Genomic DNA, 16947 nt, shown 5'->3' with positions numbered 1-16947 from the left:
ATAGCCTGAATAGTTTATAATAATGAAGGGTTGAAAGGAAAAAGATATGACTGATAAACAATTTCCTCTGGTGTCAGATGATGAAATCATGCTGACGGAAATGCCGCATATGAATCTTTATGACGAACTGGATCTCATTAGCAACATTACCGGAGACTATACTGACCGTAATTATTTGGAATGGATGCCGATTGTGGACTCCAGCAGGCATGCTCCCATCGCTGCCAGTCAGGCTATCAGAAGACCGCTGCAAAAGCAGTCTGCTTTCAAGGATTTTAAAAAGCCGATTGATAAGAAAGATCCGGCCATTCGTTATGCTGAGCAGGCACGCGAGGAAGCTCGGGCTGATTTGAAAAAGAAGCGTTCAGCGCCTTATCTGACCAGCGACCTTCCGACTAAGGTCCGCAGCAGAAAGCTTCCGACAGCTTCTAATGCGGAAAGACCGAAGCCAACTGCCCCTTTTCAGAAGAAAACATCAGGGGAATTTACGAAGTTTGGCGATAGGCTTCAGCAGGATAACTATATTTTGGCGGATATTCAGCCTGAGTATAGCCCTCAGCCACAGGAGCCGGAAGAAAAGCCTAAGAAGAACAATTATGATTTTTTAAAAACCAGTCAGATCTATAATCAGGATAGAGCTAAGGAGGAGCAGTTGAAGCATTCTAAGGCTCAAGAGCTGAACTTGACAGGCTTGGACAGTGATTAAAGCTGGCTTGCTCAAGTCTTTTCTGCCTGCAATTTTCTGATGTTTATAAGGAAAATTGCTAGTTGATTATGTAAATGTAAAATTTATCTGCATATAACATCCATCATCGGTTGAAGAAAATCGATGCTAGAAGCTGGGACTTACTGATTGGTCCGGCTTCTTTGGTGTTTTGGTGGTGCCTAAAAGCTTGTAAAGAAAGAAAATCCCTGCGGGCTAATTAGGGTCTGCGGAGATTTTCCTCTTTGGACTTGCTTTTATGGCCTTGTATCTTAAGGAGTAATCATGACGAAAACCTATCATTTTATCGGGATTAAGGGCTCTGGTATGAGCGCTTTGGCTTTGATGCTGCACCAGATGGGCCATAAGGTTCAGGGCAGTGACGTTGATAAATATTATTTCACTCAGCGAGGTCTGGAGCAAGCTGGCATTTCCATCCTGCCTTTTGATGAAAAGAACATCCAGCCAGACTATGAAATCATTGCCGGCAATGCCTTTCGTCCAGATAACAATGTAGAAATTGCCTATGCAGACGCAAACGGGATTGGCTATAAACGCTACCATGAGTTTTTAGGTAGCTTCATGCGTGACTTTGTTAGCTTGGGAGTGGCTGGTGCCCACGGGAAGACCTCTACAACTGGTATTCTTTCCCACGTTCTCTCCAATATCACGGATACTAGCTATTTAATTGGGGATGGTACTGGTCGAGGTTCTGCCAATGCCAAGTATTTTGTCTTTGAGTCAGACGAGTACGAGCGTCATTTCATGCCTTATCATCCGGAATATTCGATCATTACCAATATCGACTTTGACCATCCGGATTATTTCACGAGCTTGGAAGATGTCTTTAACGCTTTCAATGACTATGCCAAGCAGATTACCAAAGGACTCTTCATTTATGGAGAGGATGAGCAGCTGCGCCGGATTACGTCCAATGCCCCGATTTACTACTATGGCTTCAAGGAAGAGGGCAATGACTTTGTTGCTCACGACCTCTTGCGCTCTACCAGCGGTTCAGGCTTTAAAGTTTCTTTCCGCGGGCAAGAGCTGGGTGAGTTCCAAATTCCAAGCTTTGGCCGCCACAACATTATGAATGCGACAGCAGTAATTGGCCTCTTGTACACTGCAGGTCTTGATTTGAATCTAGTTCGGGAACACCTCAAGACTTTTGGCGGAGTTAAGCGCCGCTTTACAGAGAAAATTGTTAACGAAACAGTTATTATTGATGACTTTGCTCACCATCCAACGGAAATTATCGCAACTCTGGATGCAGCCCGTCAGAAATATCCAAGCAAGGAAATCGTCGCGATCTTTCAGCCGCATACCTTCACTCGGACCATTGCTCTATTGGACGAATTTGCGGAAGCCCTCAATCAGGCTGACTCAGTCTATCTAGCTCAGATTTACGGATCTGCGCGTGAGGTGGACAATGGCGATGTTAAGGTCGAAGATCTGGCTGAAAAGATTGTGAAGCGGGCTAAGGTTATTGATGTGGATAATGTTTCTCCGCTTCTTGACCACGATAATGCCGTTTATGTCTTTATGGGAGCTGGTGACATCCAGACCTATGAATATTCCTTTGAACGTCTCCTGTCCAATCTGACCAGCAATGTTCAGTAGAAGGAGACTTGATGGAAGCACCGATTCGAATTAGGCAGGCCGACTTGAGCGACTGGGAGGAAATTCTTGCAATTGAACAGCTGAATTTTCCAGCAGCAGAGGCAGCCAGTTCAGAAGTTCTCAAAGAGCGGATTGAGCAGATTCCAGATACTTTTTTGCTAGCAGAGCTGCATGGTCAGCTGGCGGGCTATATTGTTGGATCAGCTATTCAGACGCGATATCTGACAGATGATCTCTTTAGCAAGGTGGGTGCTAATCCTCCAGAAGGTGGCTTCATTGCCGTCCAAAGTCTGTCCGTCCATCCGGATTTTCAGAGGCAGGGGGTCGGAACCTTGTTGCTTGCAGCTCTCAAGGAGACAGCTGTTCAGCAAAATCGACAGGGCATTAGCCTAACCTGTCATGATGAGCTGATACCTTATTATGAGATGAATGGTTTCGTCCATGAAGGGATTTCTGACTCAACTCATGGTGGAGCTGTCTGGTCTGATATGGTGTGGGAAAATCCCAATTTTAAGGAGAAGTGATGATTGTCCGTCAAGCTCAAATGGCTGACTTAGATGCCATTTATGCTATCGAATTGGAAAATTTCAGTCCAGAAGAGGCTGTTAGCCGCGAAAGTCTAGCAGCACATATCCAAACCCTATCTTCAACTTTTTTGGTGGCAGAAAAGAACGGTAAGATTTTGGGCTATCTGGAGGGACCTGTCCGTCCAGAACGTTATTTAAAGGATATTTCCTTTACAGAGGAGATTGAAGATTATGGTCATCTGGACGGTGGCTTTATCTCTCTGACCAGCCTTTCTATCTCGAAAGATGCTCAGGGGATGGGGATCGGCCGCAAGCTATTGGAAGCCATGAAAGAAATTGCTATAGCAGATGAACGCCACGGCATCAATCTGACCTGCCACGACTATCTCACCGCTTACTACGAGAAGCATGCCTTTGTAAATGAAGGTTTGTCACAATCAACTTACGCAGGCGCTACTTGGTTTGATATGGTCTGGGAAAATCCTAGTCTCAAACTGCAAAAAAAACAATAATAAGCTAGAAAATCCTACTCTTATTGCATTTATCTGACTTTTAAGATATAATGTTAGGGATTATGATGAAGGAGGTCAAATTTTTGACTGAAAAATCACAAGACAAAGAGAAGAATCTGAGCTTTAAAGAGCAGATTTTGAAAGATTTAGCTGGAGAAAAGGAAGAACAAACTCCCTCTTCAACTAGCCAGTCAGAAGCGGACTCTGCTTCTGCAAAAGAAACAGCAGCTGCGGACGACTTTGAAGCTAGACCGGCTTCGGTAGATGTTTCCTACAAGGTTGCAGAGAATGAAAAGGCTCATCCTCAGGTCTATGGCCGATTGGATGAGGAAGATAAGAAGCCCAATGAGGTCCTATCTCGGGCTAATCGGGCCAACAACACGGTCAAGAAAAAACGTCAAAACACCTTAGCCCGCAGGATTATGACAACGGTTCTGCTGATTGTCCTACTGGGACTTGTGGTTACAGGAGTTGTCGGCTATACTTATGTATCTTCAGCTCTTAAACCTGTTGATGCAAACGCAACAGAATATGTGACGGTTGAAGTACCAGAAGGTTCAAGCTCTAAGCAGATTGGAGAAATCCTTGAGAAAAAGGGGCTGATTAAAAATGCCCAAGTTTTTAGTCTGTATTCCAAGATTAAAAGCTTTAACAATTACCAGTCTGGCTATTACAATCTCCAGAAGAGTATGGATCTAGATACCATTGCTCGGCAGCTTCAGGAAGGTGGAACGGATACGCCACAACCACCAGTTGTTGGTAAGGTTACTATTCCTGAAGGCTATACGCTGGAGCAGATTGCAGAGGCTGTGACGGTTAATGCAGCTGCAACTTCTAAGAAGACTAGTAAGACACCTTTTAGTAAGGACGATTTCCTAGCTAAGGCGCAGGATGAAGCTTTCATTTCCAAGATGGCGGCTAAATATCCACAGCTGCTGGGCACATTGCCAAGCAAGGACAGCGGAGTCAAGTATCGCTTAGAAGGTTACCTCTTCCCTGCCACTTATAACTATGGTGAGGATGCGGATCTGGAAAGCTTGATTGATCAAATGTTGGGCGCAATGAATACCAATCTGTCTTCTTATTACTCTACTATCGAAGCGAAGAACCTAACGGTTAATGAAGTTCTGACTCTTGCTTCTCTAGTGGAAAAAGAAGGTTCAACAGACCAGGACCGCAAAGATATTGCCAGCGTATTTTACAACCGTCTCAATCAAGCGATGCCGCTTCAGAGTAATATCGCTATCCTTTATGCTCAAGGCAAGCTAGGAAAGAAAACGACTCTGAAAGAGGACGCTGAAATTGATACCAATATCGATTCGCCTTTCAATGTCTATAAAAAAGAAGGGCTTATGCCTGGACCAGTTGATAGTCCGAGCCTATCTGCTCTGGATGCTACCATTAATCCAAGTAAGACGGACTACCTCTACTTTGTGGCAAATGTTGAAACAGGCGCTGTTTACTTCGCCAATACTTATGAGGAACACGCCAAAAATGTTGAGGAGCATGTCAACAGCAAGCTCACTCAATCCAGCAGCAGTTCTAATTAGACTGCTATCATTGCAGACGAGAGAAAGCTAGTGCATTTAGTTCTAGCTTTCTCGGTCCTGCTATATAAAAAAGGGACTGATACAGACTTGTCTCAGCCTCTTGTTTTAGTTTAAAAATAAAAGAAAATAAAAGAAAAGAGAAAAAATGGCTGAAAAAACTTATCCTATGACCCTAGAGGAAAAGGAAAAACTAGAAAAAGAATTAGAAGAATTGAAATTGGTGCGTCGTCCAGAAGTGGTAGAACGTATTAAGATTGCCCGCTCATACGGCGATTTGTCAGAAAACAGTGAATACGAAGCTGCTAAGGACGAGCAGGCTTTTGTGGAAGGACAGATTTCTAGTCTGGAAACCAAGATCCGCTACGCTGAGATTGTAAACAGTGACGCTGTAGCCAAGGACGAGGTAGCTATCGGCAAAACAGTTACCATCCAAGAAGTAGGCGAAAGCGAAGAGGAAGTTTACATTATCGTTGGTTCTGCTGGTGCAGATGCTTTCGCAGGCAAGGTATCCAATGAAAGCCCGATTGGACAAGCTTTGATTGGCAAGAAAACAGGTGATACTGCAACAGTCGAAACACCAGTTGGCAGCTACGACGTTAAAATTCTCAAGGTTGAAAAAACCGTTTAATCGATACCAAAAGGAACTGGCTAGAAGACTGGTTCTTTTTTCGTTTCTTTTAAGACAGAGAGTGTAGGCTAGATAAGAAGAGCAGGGGAAAAATAGAGAAAAGACAGATGGTTATGCTATAATGAGAATAAGCTAGAAAAGTAGGAGAACTGTATGCAAGAGCAAGATATTTATGGGAAATACGGCGTCTATCTGCCCAAGATTTTAGATGATCTTAGTCAGCGTATTCAAGAGGCTAATGATCGAGTCAAGCAGGAAACAGGGCAGAAGCTTTTTGAGCATTTTAATGCACGGGTCAAGCAGGCAGCCAGTATGGAAGAGAAATGTCAACGCAAGAATCTGCCTAGGACGCCAGAGTCAGCCCTAAAAGAAATTCGTGATGCGATTGGGATTCGGATTGTTTGCGGTTTTATCGAGGACATCTATCAGACTATTGAGGTGCTTCGTCAGCTGGAGGGCTGTGAGATTGTTCTGGAAAAGGACTATATCCGAGCTGCCAAGCCCAATGGGTATCGCTCCTACCACTTGATATTAGAGGTGGAGACTCCTTATGAGGATTGTCATGGTCAAAATCCCGGCCGCTATTTTGTAGAAATCCAACTTCGGACCATTGCCATGGACTCTTGGGCCAGCTTAGAGCATCAGATGAAGTACAAGCACGAGATAAAAGACAGCAAGCGGATTGTTCGTGAGCTGAAACGCTGTGCAGATGAGCTGGCGTCCTGTGATGTGACCATGCAGACCATCCGCAATTTGATTCGAGAAAGTGAGTGAGATGATGAAGATTTTATTAGCAGAAGATGAGCAGCAGCTGTCCCGTGTCTTGGAAACGGCGATGACCCATGAAGGCTATCAGGTTGATACAGCCTTTGATGGGCAAGAAGCTGTGGACTTAGCCAAGGAAAATGCTTATGATTTGATGATTCTGGATATCATGATGCCGGTTAAGACAGGCATTGAAGCATTGAAAGAAATCCGCCAAACCGGCAATACTACCCATGTCATCATGCTGACAGCTATGTCAGAGGTGGATGACAAGGTCACAGGGCTGGATGCCGGTGCAGATGATTATCTGACTAAGCCCTTCTCTCTGAAAGAGCTTCTAGCTCGCCTGCGGTCTATGTCCAGACGGGTAGCGACGTTCACTCCCAATTTGCTGCAGATTGGCCAAACCAGCCTCAATGTCGGAGAGCATGAACTCATTAGCTCCAACTCAATCCGCCTAGCCGGCAAGGAATCTAAAATGATGGAATTTCTTATGCTCAATGCCCAGAAGAGTCTTTCCACTCAGGAAATCTTCCGCCATGTTTGGTCTAAAGACGAGGATGAGGATTTGGACGAAGGCTTCGTCTGGATTTATATTTCTTATTTGCGTCAGAAGCTGAAGGCTATTCATGCTGATCTTGCTATCTTGGGTGAGGAAGGCGGCAGTTTCACTCTGGTGCCGTTGGAAGGAGATGGCCATGTTTCGGAAGCTTAAAATTCGGTTCATTCTGCTGGCTTCGGCGGCTATTGTCTGTATTTTGCTGACCATGATTGCTGTCTTAAACTCCGTTCGCTTTCTGCAGACCAACGGAGAAATCCAAGCCGTTCTCAATATTCTATCTGCCAATAATGGAGATTTTCCCAGCGTAGAAGAAACGGCAGAGAGCTTGCAAAACGACCGTATTACCATTGATACCATCTACCAATACCGCTATTTCAGTGTGGTTTATAAGGAAGACAAAACACTTTACTCCACCAACTTGGATCATCTTTCCAATCTATCTAAGGAGCAGGCGCTTAGCTATGCTAACAAAGTGATTAAGGACAGTCGCAGCAGTGGGGTTTTTAAGGTAGGCAGTCAATTTTATTCCTACCAGATAACGCAGGATTCCAAGACCAAGCGCTATTTACTGGTAGTCTTAGATTCGACTAATTATCTCGAAAGCCGCAATGACTTTTTCTGGCTATCTATCCAGTTGTGTTTCTATAGCTTTATTTTCTTTGTTTTAGTCGTGTCTGGATTTTCCAACTTTGCCATCCGTCCCTATATCAAAAACTATGAAAACCAAAAACGTTTCATCACTAATGCTGGACATGAACTGAAGACGCCATTGGCAATCATCTCAGCCAATACGGAGCTGCAAGAGCTGATGACTGGCGAAAATGAATGGACAGAAAGCACCAAGGACCAGGTCAAGCGCCTCAGCAATCTAATTAATCAAATGGTCGTTCTGGCCCGTCTGGAAGAGCAGCCAGATGTTACTTTGGTGGATGTGAATTTCTCAGAAGTTGTCAAAAAAGTAGCAGGAAACTTCAAGTCTGTTATTGAGAAGGTAGGCAAGAAGTACGAGATCAAGCTGCAGGAAGACATTCATGTCAAGGCAACTGAAGATGAACTTTATGAATTGGTTAGTATCCTGATTGACAATGCCTGCAAGTATTGTGACGAAGATGGACAAATTTTTGTCACCCTGACCAAGGCTAAGCGGGGGAAACGAGCTCGTCTGACGGTAGCCAATAGTTACGCTGATGGTAAGAATGTTGATTATAGCCGTTTCTTTGACCGTTTCTATCGCGAAGACGAATCGCATAATCAGAAGCAGCCTGGCTACGGGATTGGCCTATCCATGGCAGAAAGTCTGGTTCGGATTTTCAAGGGCAGGATTTGGGTTTCATATAAGAAAGGATTGATTGGCTTTACCGTTTTACTGTGATAGAGTCACCTCATTCATCAGTTATTGCTTTCTTTGCTGAGCTTTTTGTATCGGCGATGCTGATTTTTACTTGAGATTAAAAAAATTCTTCTAGCTAATACTAGAAGAATTTTTCTTTATCTTGACCGTTGCTTACCAGCATTGCGGTTCTTTTTCTTTTTGTTCTTTTGCTCAATAGCCGGCTGAGTTTTTGGAGTAACATCTTTAGCCCGACTCGCTTTTTTCAAGCCTTTAGGAGGATTTTTTTCAAATTCCTCTGCTACCTGTTTTCTCAAGCGAGGTCGAATGATGTAGTTGATGATAAATTGCTGGATGATTTGGATAAATCCACCGACTACCCAGTAGAGAGTGACTGCGGCAGGGGAGAAGAAAGAGAAACCAACAATCATGATAGGGCTCATATAAGAAGCCTGTTTCATGCTGTTTCTTTGAGTTTCATCTTCAATACCATGCAGAGAGAGCACCGACTGGATATAGTAGAGGATACCGACAATGGCAGTCAAAGCCAAGTCGCTTTTGGCCAGGTCTTTAATCCAGAGGAAGGAACTGCCTGCAACTCCTTGAGTATACTGAGCGGCAAAGAAGAGGGCTGAGAAGAAAGGCATTTGGATAAGCAGAGGCAGACAGCCTATACCGCCAAACATGCTGAGTCCATTCTCTTTTTGAGCAGCCATCAGTTCTTGCTGAGCCTGCATTTTCTCTTCCTGAGTTTCGGCATTTTTGATTCGCTCTTGGATTGGGGCAAAAATCGGCTTAAAGTAGTTCATCTTTTCAGACTGAAGCGTTGCCTTCCAAGACTGATAGATTCCTAGCGGCAGAATGATAATCCGCACGATGAGCGTAACGATAATAATCGCCAGACCATAACCCAAGCCTGAATTCTTGGCGAAAAATTGGATACCATCCGCCATAGGCTGACCAATCACATCCCAGATCAGACCAGAAGGATTACCGGCCTTGTCGCGGCCTACACAGCCAGACAGGAAAAGAAGCGCAGCCAGTCCCATACCGGAGAATAAAAAGCGTTTGAAATGTTTCACGAGTTCATATCCTTTGTTTCTAAAAAATAATACCTATCTATTCTACTGTTTTTTTGCAAAATATACAATAGTTCTGTAGACCTAATTTGAAATTTTAAAGTCAGGATAGGAGTCAAAATTAGCCATGGTCACATCCAAATAACTGACCTTAGAAAAAGGTGTCGGTCCTTTGCGGATTTCTTGGATAAATTTGGCCATCAGAGCTGGGTCATCAGCCTGAGCCAGAATGCCAACAGTACCGTCATCATTGTTCCAGACCCGGCCGGTAATACCTCCGATTTCCAGCGCTAGAGAATAAACTCCCCAGCGGAATCCGACCCCTTGTACTCGTCCTTGAGCTGTCATTTTAACTTTCTGCATGGCGTCCTCCTTTAGTGAGCAAACCGAGGGATTTAAGCCCTCAGTATGAGTGCAAGTCTGCTAAATTGTGGTATAATGTTCTTATGAATATTATAACCTCAAAAGCCAATAATGTGGTAAAAAAAGCTAAAAAACTTCATCACAAAAAATACCGCAAGGATTCTTATTTGATCGAGGGCTGGCATTTATTTGAGGAAGCTGTCAGCAACGGGGCAGAGCTGATTCGGATTTTTGCTTTAGCGGAATACGCAGAGCGATTAGCTGATTTTTCTCAGGTAATCTTTGTCAGTCCAGAGATTTTAGCAGATTTAGCTGATAGTAAGACGCCACAGGGGATTGTCGCGGAAGTGGCTTTTGAAAGGAAAGAAATACCATCGGAGTTAAGTGGACGCTATCTTTTCTTGGAGGACGTTCAGGATCCAGGTAATGTCGGTACCATCATTCGGACCGCGGATGCAGCTGGCTTTGACGGGGTTTTCATCTCTAGCTCGTCGGCAGACATCTATAACCTAAAAACGCTGCGCTCTATGCAGGGGAGCCATTTCCATTTGCCAGTTTATCGGATGGATACAGCTGATTTTATTAGGCTGACTCAGTCTTCCCGTTTGCCGATTCTAGCGTCGACCTTGTCGTCAATATCTATCGATTACAGAGAGGTAGACAGCAAAGAGAGCTTTGCCCTAGTTATGGGCAATGAAGGGCAGGGGATTAGTCCAGAAATGACGGCAGCAGCTGATATTCTGGTCCATATTTCCATGAAGGGGCAGGCAGAAAGTCTCAATGTTGCTGTCGCTGCTGGTATTTTAATCTTTCATTTAAGCTAAAAATCAGAAAAAGAGATATAATAGTTGGCAAGGGAGGTGATTCTATGCCTTACAAAAAGGACGAGGAATTTATGGCTTATGTTGGGCACCTGATTGAAAAGCCCAGTGTGCAGCGCCTGAAAGAAATTCCCCATCATATTCATTCCAATAGACTTGAACATTCCATCAATGTAAGTTATACTAGTTACAGAATTGCCAAAAAATTTGGTTGGAATGCTCGCAGTACGGCACGCGGTGCCCTGCTTCATGACTTATTCTACTATGACTGGCGTGTGACCAAGTTTAAGAAGAGTCATGCTTGGGTTCATCCGAGGCTGGCAGTTCGCAATGCTCGTAAGATTACCAAACTCAATAAGGTCGAAGAGGACATTATCGTCAAGCACATGTGGGGCCTGACTTTGGCACCGCCTCGTTACAAAGAATCATTCGTTGTGACAATGGTAGACAAGTATTGGGCCGTCAAAGAAGCGACGGCACCTTGGAGACGCAAGGGCGGTAATCGCAAGCTCTTTCATCGAAAGATGCTGAAACCGTAAATGTTTAATTATAAAAGGAGTAACTATGAATCATTCTATTATTCAAGATCAATCAGATATTAATTCTTTCTATGCCAAGATTTATTCTATCGTTGGTGTCGGTATCGGAATCTCAGCAATCGTATCCCTCTTGATGCTGAACTTCTTTCAGGACATTATTATCTCTGTTCTGACAGGCTCCACTTGGATTTTCTATGCGGCTATTGCAGTTGAGTTTATCCTTGTGTTGGTAGCATCTGGAACTGCTCGGAGCAATAGTCCGGCGGCGTTGCCTATGTTTTTAGCTTATTCAGCCATCAATGGTTTTACCTTAAGTATTATCATGGCGCTGTATCTTCAGTCAACTGTTCTCTTAGCCTTTCTGACAACGACTGTTATGTTCTTTGCTATGGGCTTCATCGGCAAGGTGACCAAGAAGGATCTTTCTGGAATGGGCAGAGCTTGTATGGCCGGTTTGATTGGTATTATCGCTGCTAGCTTCCTTAATATCTTCTTGAGAAGCAGTGGCTTGGACTTTATCATCAGTATCGTTGGTGTCCTTATTTTCTCAGGACTCATCGCTTGGGACAATCAGAAGATCCGCTATGTTTATGAGCAGACCAATGGCAATCCAGGGAATGGCTGGGCAATTTCGCTGGCTCTGCATCTGTACCTGGACTTCATTAATCTCTTCCTCAGCTTGCTGCGTATTTTTGGAAGAAACAAATAACTCAGCTAAATAAGACTAAAGCATTGGGCGCTTGCCCAGTGCTTTTTGTTTCTCCTATGGATTTATGGTATAATAAAGCCAGCAAATAGAAAGCGAGAATAGTATGAAAACTCCTTTTGTCAGTCGTGAAAAGCTAGCTGAGATTACGGATCAGTTTCCAACCCCTTTCCATCTTTATGATGAGAAGGGAATTCGGGAAAGAGCGCGTGCCCTGCATGAAGCATTTTCTTGGAATCCAGGCTTTAAAGAGTATTTTGCCGTCAAGGCTACTCCCAATCCTGCTATTTTAAAAATCCTCAAAGAAGAAGGCTGTGGAGTGGACTGTGCCAGCTATGTTGAGCTGCTCATGAGCCAAAAGCTAGGCTTTGCTGGACAGGATATCATGTTTTCGTCCAATAACACACCAGCTGAGGAATTTCAGTTTGCACGTGACCTTGGAGCGACTATCAATCTGGATGCCTATGAAGATGTGGCTTTTTTGAAGGATTCTGCGGGTATTCCAAAGATTATTTCCTGCCGTTACAACCCTGGTGGTGTCTTTGAGCTGGGAACCAGCATTATGGATAATCCAGAAGAAGCCAAGTTTGGTATGACCAAGGACCAGCTGATTCAAGCTTTCAAAGAGCTCAAGGAGTTTGGGGCTGAGAAGTTTGGCATTCATGCTCTCTTGGCCTCAAATACTGTCAGCAATGACTACTATCCTGAACTGGCCCGTCAGCTTTTTAAGCTGGCTGTGGAAGTAGTGGCTGAGACAGGAGTTGAGCTGGACTTTATCAACCTATCTGGCGGAGTCGGCATTAATTATCAGCCTGAAGGTGAGGAAAATGACATTGCGGTCATCGGTCAAGGAGTTCGTCAGGCCTATGAAGCTATTCTAACTCCAGCTGGCCTAGGACAGGTCAAGATTTATACGGAGCTGGGCCGCTTTATGCTGGCGCCTTATGGCCTGCTGGTCACCAAGGTTACCCATAAGAAGCAGACCTACCGAACCTATCTGGGGGTGGATGCCTCTGCGGTCAATCTGTTGCGTCCAGCTATGTATGGTTCTTATCACCACATTACAAATATGGATCGACCTAAGGGTGAGACAGAGATTGTGGATGTTGTCGGCAGCCTCTGCGAGAATAACGACAAATTTGCTATTAATCGCCCGCTGCCTGTCAGCCAAATTGGCGATACACTAGTGATTCACGATACGGGTGCTCATGGTTTTTCTATGGGTTATCAGTACAATGCCAAGCTCCGCTCCAGCGAAATTCTCTTGGAACAAGATGGCAATATTCGCATGATTCGTCGGGCTGAAAAACCAGAAGATTATTTTGCGACACTGTATGGCTTTGATTTTGAAAAATAGAGAAAATTTGATATAATGAAGAGCAATGTAAAAATGGAAATAGAGGAGTTCTCGATATGAATTTAGTTTTAGCAATTTTCTTGATTATGGCAGCATTTGCTGGAGGCGTGATCTTGGGTATGTATCTGCTTCGTCGTCAAGTGGAGAAGGAATTTGCAGAAAATCCGCGTCTGAATGTAGAAGCAGTTCGGACCTTGCTTAGCGCTAGCGGTCAACGGCCAAATGAAGCGAAAGTACAGCAAGTTTATCGTCAAATTATCAGCCAGCAGAAAGCTGCGCTTGCTAAGAGCAAAAAGAAAAAATAATTTTCTAGAGGCTGGCTTTTAATACCAGCAGAGAAAATCTATAAAAAAATGGGGATTTGGAATCGGCTTCCAGTCCCTTGTTTTAGAAAGAAGACCTTATGGATAATCGACCAATCGGTTTTTTAGACTCAGGAGTGGGCGGTTTGACTGTAGTCCGTGAGCTCATGCGGCAGCTCCCCCACGAAGAGGTCATTTATATCGGAGATTCAGCGCGGGCTCCTTACGGCCCTAGGCCTGCTGAGCAGATTCGCGCTTATACCTGGCAATTGGTCAACTTCCTCCTGACCAAGGATGTTAAGATGATAGTCATTGCCTGCAATACAGCGACTGCTGTTGTCTGGGAAGAAGTGAAGGAAAAACTGGATATTCCAGTACTGGGCGTGATTCTGCCGGGGGCTAGTGCGGCTATTAAGTCAACTGCCAGCGGCCGTATCGGTGTTATTGGAACACCAATGACTGTTTCCTCTGATATCTATCGTCAGAAGATTGAAGCGCTCTCGCCGGAGATGCAGGTGGAAAGTTTGGCCTGCCCTAAGTTTGTACCTTTGGTAGAGTCCAATGAACTTCATTCCAGTCTTACTAAAAAAGTTGTCTATGAAACCCTGCAGCCTTTAGCTGGTCGGGTAGATACCCTTGTCTTGGGCTGTACCCACTATCCCTTGCTCCGGCCTATTATTCAAAATAGGATGGGACCAAATGTGAAGCTGATTGACAGCGGGGCAGAGTGCGTGCGGGATATTTCTGTCCTACTCAATTACTTTGAAATCAACCGCAGTCGGGAAAAACAGGAGCTCAATCACCAATTTTACACAACTGCCAATGCCAAGAGCTTTTCGGAGATTGCAGAAAGCTGGCTGGGCCTGAAAGTGAATGTGGAGCATGTAAGCTTATGACAAATAAAATTTATGAATACATTGACGAGAACAATTGGTATATCGGAGAATGGACCCGCTTTCGCAAGGCCGGCTATCATTTCAACGACATCCCATACAGGCTCTTGGAGCATATAGATGCAGAGTTGAGTGAGCTGATTGAGCGGGATTTGGATGAAGAGTACAACGCTTTTACCACAGTTGTGGTCAAATACGGCTCTCCCATGTCCTATATCCAGTTTGTCCTCAATATGATTAACGACCGCCAGAAGCGGGATTTTAAGGCGACCAGTCATAAGGGGGCTATTCTGATTACAGAAAAGGACTTGCTGCGCAAGGTCTTCTTCCTGTCTAAGGATGGAGTTAAGATGACTGACTTTTTTGGTCAGGGGCAGGAGACCGCGATGGCTGTCGGAGATACCATCTTGATTGCGACTCGTAACGAAGGAAAGACAGCAGAGTTTCGCAAACTCTTTGATAAGCTGGGCTACAAGGTTGAAAATCTCAATGATTATCCTGATTTGCCAGAAGTCGAAGAGACAGGAACTACCTTTGAGGAAAATGCGCGGCTCAAGGCAGAGACCATCAGTAAACTGACCGGTAAAATGGTGCTAGCTGACGACTCAGGTCTGCAGGTCGATGTTTTAGGCGGCTTACCTGGAGTCTGGTCGGCTCGCTTCGCTGGAGTAGGCGCGACAGACGATGAAAACAACATCAAGCTCCTGCATGAGTTGGCTATGGTTTTTGATGTCAAGGACCGCTCGGCCCATTTTCATACGACCCTTGTGGTGGCTAGTCCTGATAGGGAGTCTCTGGTAGTCGAAGCGGATTGGCCGGGCTACATTGCCCATGAGCCAAAAGGGGAAAATGGCTTTGGCTATGATCCCTTGTTCTTAGTGGGAGAAACAGGAAAAACGTCTGCTGAGCTGACGATGGAAGAAAAAAATGCGCAATCCCATCGGGCTCAGGCAGTTAAGAAATTAGTGGAGGTATTTCCAGCATGGCAAAGCAAACCATTATAGTCATGAGTGATTCTCATGGCGACCGTGCTATTGTAGAAGAAATTAGGAATCATTATATTGGAAAGGTAGATGCGATTTTCCATAACGGAGACTCTGAGCTTCCTTCTGATGATGAGGTATGGCAAGGGATTCAGGTTGTGGCAGGCAATATGGACTTTTATGACGGCTATCCAGAACGCTTGGTGACGGATTTGGCGGGGACCATTATTGCCCAGACCCACGGACATCTCTTCCATATCAACTTTTCTTTTCAAAAGCTGGATTTGTGGGCACAAGAGGTTAATGCAGACATCTGCCTCTATGGTCACCTGCATATCCCAGATGCTCGAATGGAGGGCAAAACGCTCTTTCTGAATCCGGGCTCCATCAGCCAGCCACGCGGCCTGATTAACGAACGTCTCTACGCTAAGGTAGAGATTGATGATGACCGCTTTAAAGTTGATTTCTATACACGAAATCATGAACTTTATCCAAGCTTGTCTAAGGAGTTTAGCCGATGATTGCTAAGGAATTTGAAGACTATCTGCTGCAACATGAAGAAACTTTTTTGACGCCTGGGGAAAATCTGGCGGTTATGATTGACACCCACAATGTGGATCATGCAATCCTACTGCTGAGCCAGATGACTTACTCACGTGTACCAGTCGTGACAGCAGATAAAAAGTTTGTTGGCACGATTTCCCTGACAGACATCATGTCCTATCGCATGCGCCATGATTTACCAGAAGAGGAATTCATGATGACAGACATCGTCCATATGACTAAAATGGACGACTTGACAGTTGGGCCAGATTATACTGTATCAGATGTACTTCATAAGCTGGTCGACGAGTCATTCCTGCCGGTTGTGGGCGAGGATCAGCATTTTTACGGAATTATTACTAGAAAGTCCATTTTGAAAGCTGTCAATTCTTTGTTGCACGGCTTTAGCAAGAAGTACGAAATTCGCAAAAAATGAAAGAATACATTAGACCGTTTTTAAATCAAAAAGATATCTCAGAAAATTCTAAAATTGCCTATTCTTATGATTTGGAGCAGTTTATCGAGGAAGTACATGGCCGGATTAGCGAGACAAATCTGCGGATTTATCAGGCCTCTATCAAGGATTTTAAGGCAGCTGTTCAGAAGCGGAAGCTCTCAGCAGTCAATCAATTTCTCTACTTCCTTTATCAGCAGCAGCTTATTGAGGAGTTCCACCGTTTGGTCCTGCCCAAGGTTTCCGTATCGAAGGAGCAGGAAAATGAACTGCTGGATCTGTCTGCTTTTTGGCAGGAATCAAGAGTTCCCAGGGGGCGGCTGATGGCTCTTCTTATCTTGGAAATGGGCTTGCTGCCCAGTGAGATTCTGCAGGTCAGAGTGGCAGATGTCAATCTTGACTTTCAGGTTTTGAAGATTGAAAAGGCCGGTCAGAAGCGGGTCATCAAGATTCCTGAGAGCTTGACGGGTGAGCTGGAAGACTATCTGACAGGGACATATTTATTTGAGAAAAACGGCAAATCCTATTCTCGTCAATGGGGCTTCCGTCAGCTAGAGGCCTTCTTGATTGAGCAGGGACAAGCCAGTCTATCTGCCCAAAGCCTGCGTGAGCAGTTTATTTTGCGCCAGAGGGAGAAGGGGATTGGCCTTTATGATATTGCCCAAGATTTGGGCTTGAAAACCATGATTACACTAGAAAAATACAGATAA

The 16947-nt window shown here is 44.6% G+C and carries 21 protein-coding genes; 19 read left to right on the top strand and 2 right to left on the bottom strand.

From position 1 onward, the window contains the following. The first annotated feature begins 46 nt into the window (after window positions 1-46). The 9 genes from zapJ to D8877_RS09550 all read left to right on the top strand — a co-directional run bounded on the left by zapJ (window position 47) and on the right by D8877_RS09550 (window position 8239). Entirely contained in the window at window positions 47-706 is a 660-nt protein-coding gene (zapJ, locus tag D8877_RS09590) for a divisome accessory protein ZapJ (protein ID WP_125331114.1), read from the top strand. A gap of 282 nt (window positions 707-988) precedes the next feature. After that, window positions 989-2323 (top strand): UDP-N-acetylmuramate--L-alanine ligase, encoded by a 1335-nt coding sequence (gene murC / locus D8877_RS09585; protein ID WP_125331115.1) that lies wholly within the window; start codon window positions 989-991, stop codon window positions 2321-2323. An 11-nt stretch (window positions 2324-2334) separates the two neighbouring features. Next, window positions 2335-2847, top strand: coding sequence for a GNAT family N-acetyltransferase (locus tag D8877_RS09580; protein ID WP_125331116.1), 513 nt, complete (start codon window positions 2335-2337; stop codon window positions 2845-2847). Next, the gene (locus tag D8877_RS09575) at window positions 2847-3362 is read left to right on the top strand and encodes a GNAT family N-acetyltransferase (protein WP_125341041.1); all 516 of its coding nucleotides are present in this window, start codon (window positions 2847-2849) and stop codon (window positions 3360-3362) included. Before D8877_RS09580 ends, D8877_RS09575 begins: the two co-directional genes overlap by 1 nt. Before the next feature lie 50 nt (window positions 3363-3412). Continuing rightward, window positions 3413-4912: an endolytic transglycosylase MltG gene (gene mltG, locus D8877_RS09570; protein WP_002909073.1), complete on the top strand. Its 1500-nt coding sequence runs from the start codon at window positions 3413-3415 to the stop codon at window positions 4910-4912. 145 nt (window positions 4913-5057) lie between these two features. Continuing rightward, on the top strand, window positions 5058-5540 hold the full coding sequence (gene greA, locus D8877_RS09565; RefSeq protein WP_002894584.1) for a transcription elongation factor GreA: 483 nt from the start codon (window positions 5058-5060) through the stop codon (window positions 5538-5540). A 153-nt stretch (window positions 5541-5693) separates the two neighbouring features. Then, a complete protein-coding gene (locus D8877_RS09560; protein ID WP_002909074.1) occupies window positions 5694-6314 on the top strand; it encodes a GTP pyrophosphokinase in 621 nt (206 codons plus the stop codon). Window positions 6315-6318: 4 nt separating this feature from the next. After that, window positions 6319-7020, top strand: a complete 702-nt coding sequence (locus tag D8877_RS09555; protein WP_032905350.1) for a response regulator transcription factor — start codon at window positions 6319-6321, stop codon at window positions 7018-7020. Beyond that, window positions 7004-8239 (top strand): sensor histidine kinase, encoded by a 1236-nt coding sequence (locus tag D8877_RS09550; protein ID WP_011837366.1) that lies wholly within the window; start codon window positions 7004-7006, stop codon window positions 8237-8239. Before D8877_RS09555 ends, D8877_RS09550 begins: the two co-directional genes overlap by 17 nt. A 116-nt stretch (window positions 8240-8355) precedes the next feature. On the opposite strand, the gene yidC is transcribed toward D8877_RS09550, so the two are convergent. Together yidC and D8877_RS09540 are read right to left on the bottom strand one after the other, a co-directional pair. Next, complete coding sequence (gene yidC, locus D8877_RS09545) at window positions 8356-9279, bottom strand: membrane protein insertase YidC (RefSeq protein ID WP_011837365.1); 924 nt, start codon at window positions 9277-9279, stop codon at window positions 8356-8358. Window positions 9280-9360: 81 nt separating this feature from the next. Then, a complete protein-coding gene (locus D8877_RS09540; RefSeq protein ID WP_049553182.1) occupies window positions 9361-9639 on the bottom strand; it encodes an acylphosphatase in 279 nt (92 codons plus the stop codon). A gap of 83 nt (window positions 9640-9722) precedes the next feature. Between D8877_RS09540 and D8877_RS09535 the strand changes: the two genes are divergently transcribed. The 10 genes from D8877_RS09535 to xerD all read left to right on the top strand — a co-directional run bounded on the left by D8877_RS09535 (window position 9723) and on the right by xerD (window position 16947). Next, window positions 9723-10463 carry a TrmH family RNA methyltransferase gene (locus D8877_RS09535; protein ID WP_125341040.1) on the top strand — a complete coding sequence of 247 codons (741 nt, stop codon included), beginning with the start codon at window positions 9723-9725 and terminating at the stop codon, window positions 10461-10463. Between the two features lie 44 nt (window positions 10464-10507). After that, entirely contained in the window at window positions 10508-10999 is a 492-nt protein-coding gene (locus tag D8877_RS09530) for an HD domain-containing protein (RefSeq protein ID WP_049553184.1), read from the top strand. A gap of 25 nt (window positions 11000-11024) precedes the next feature. Continuing rightward, window positions 11025-11708 carry a Bax inhibitor-1/YccA family protein gene (locus tag D8877_RS09525; protein WP_002913238.1) on the top strand — a complete coding sequence of 228 codons (684 nt, stop codon included), beginning with the start codon at window positions 11025-11027 and terminating at the stop codon, window positions 11706-11708. Window positions 11709-11811: 103 nt separating this feature from the next. Next, window positions 11812-13062 (top strand): diaminopimelate decarboxylase, encoded by a 1251-nt coding sequence (locus D8877_RS09520; protein WP_125341039.1) that lies wholly within the window; start codon window positions 11812-11814, stop codon window positions 13060-13062. 56 nt (window positions 13063-13118) lie between these two features. Then, entirely contained in the window at window positions 13119-13367 is a 249-nt protein-coding gene (locus D8877_RS09515; protein WP_002894600.1) for a YneF family protein, read from the top strand. A 98-nt stretch (window positions 13368-13465) separates the two neighbouring features. Then, window positions 13466-14260, top strand: a complete 795-nt coding sequence (gene racE / locus D8877_RS09510) for a glutamate racemase (protein ID WP_002899734.1) — start codon at window positions 13466-13468, stop codon at window positions 14258-14260. After that, window positions 14257-15261: a nucleoside-triphosphate diphosphatase gene (locus D8877_RS09505; RefSeq protein ID WP_125353171.1), complete on the top strand. Its 1005-nt coding sequence runs from the start codon at window positions 14257-14259 to the stop codon at window positions 15259-15261. Before racE ends, D8877_RS09505 begins: the two co-directional genes overlap by 4 nt. Then, the gene (locus D8877_RS09500) at window positions 15240-15761 is read left to right on the top strand and encodes a metallophosphoesterase (protein WP_002923538.1); all 522 of its coding nucleotides are present in this window, start codon (window positions 15240-15242) and stop codon (window positions 15759-15761) included. The genes D8877_RS09505 and D8877_RS09500 overlap by 22 nt, the downstream gene beginning before the upstream one ends. Beyond that, a complete protein-coding gene (cbpB, locus tag D8877_RS09495) occupies window positions 15758-16219 on the top strand; it encodes a cyclic-di-AMP-binding protein CbpB (protein WP_002897025.1) in 462 nt (153 codons plus the stop codon). The genes D8877_RS09500 and cbpB overlap by 4 nt, the downstream gene beginning before the upstream one ends. Then, on the top strand, window positions 16216-16947 hold the full coding sequence (gene xerD, locus D8877_RS09490) for a site-specific tyrosine recombinase XerD (RefSeq protein ID WP_125353169.1): 732 nt from the start codon (window positions 16216-16218) through the stop codon (window positions 16945-16947). The genes cbpB and xerD overlap by 4 nt, the downstream gene beginning before the upstream one ends.

Origin of the sequence: Streptococcus sanguinis (genome assembly GCF_003943735.1) — a bacterium.
In the GTDB taxonomy this organism is placed as follows: Bacteria; Bacillota; Bacilli; order Lactobacillales; family Streptococcaceae; genus Streptococcus; species Streptococcus sanguinis_E.
Note: the sequence above shows the minus strand (reverse complement) of the source record. Positions and strands in the feature narration are given on the sequence as shown.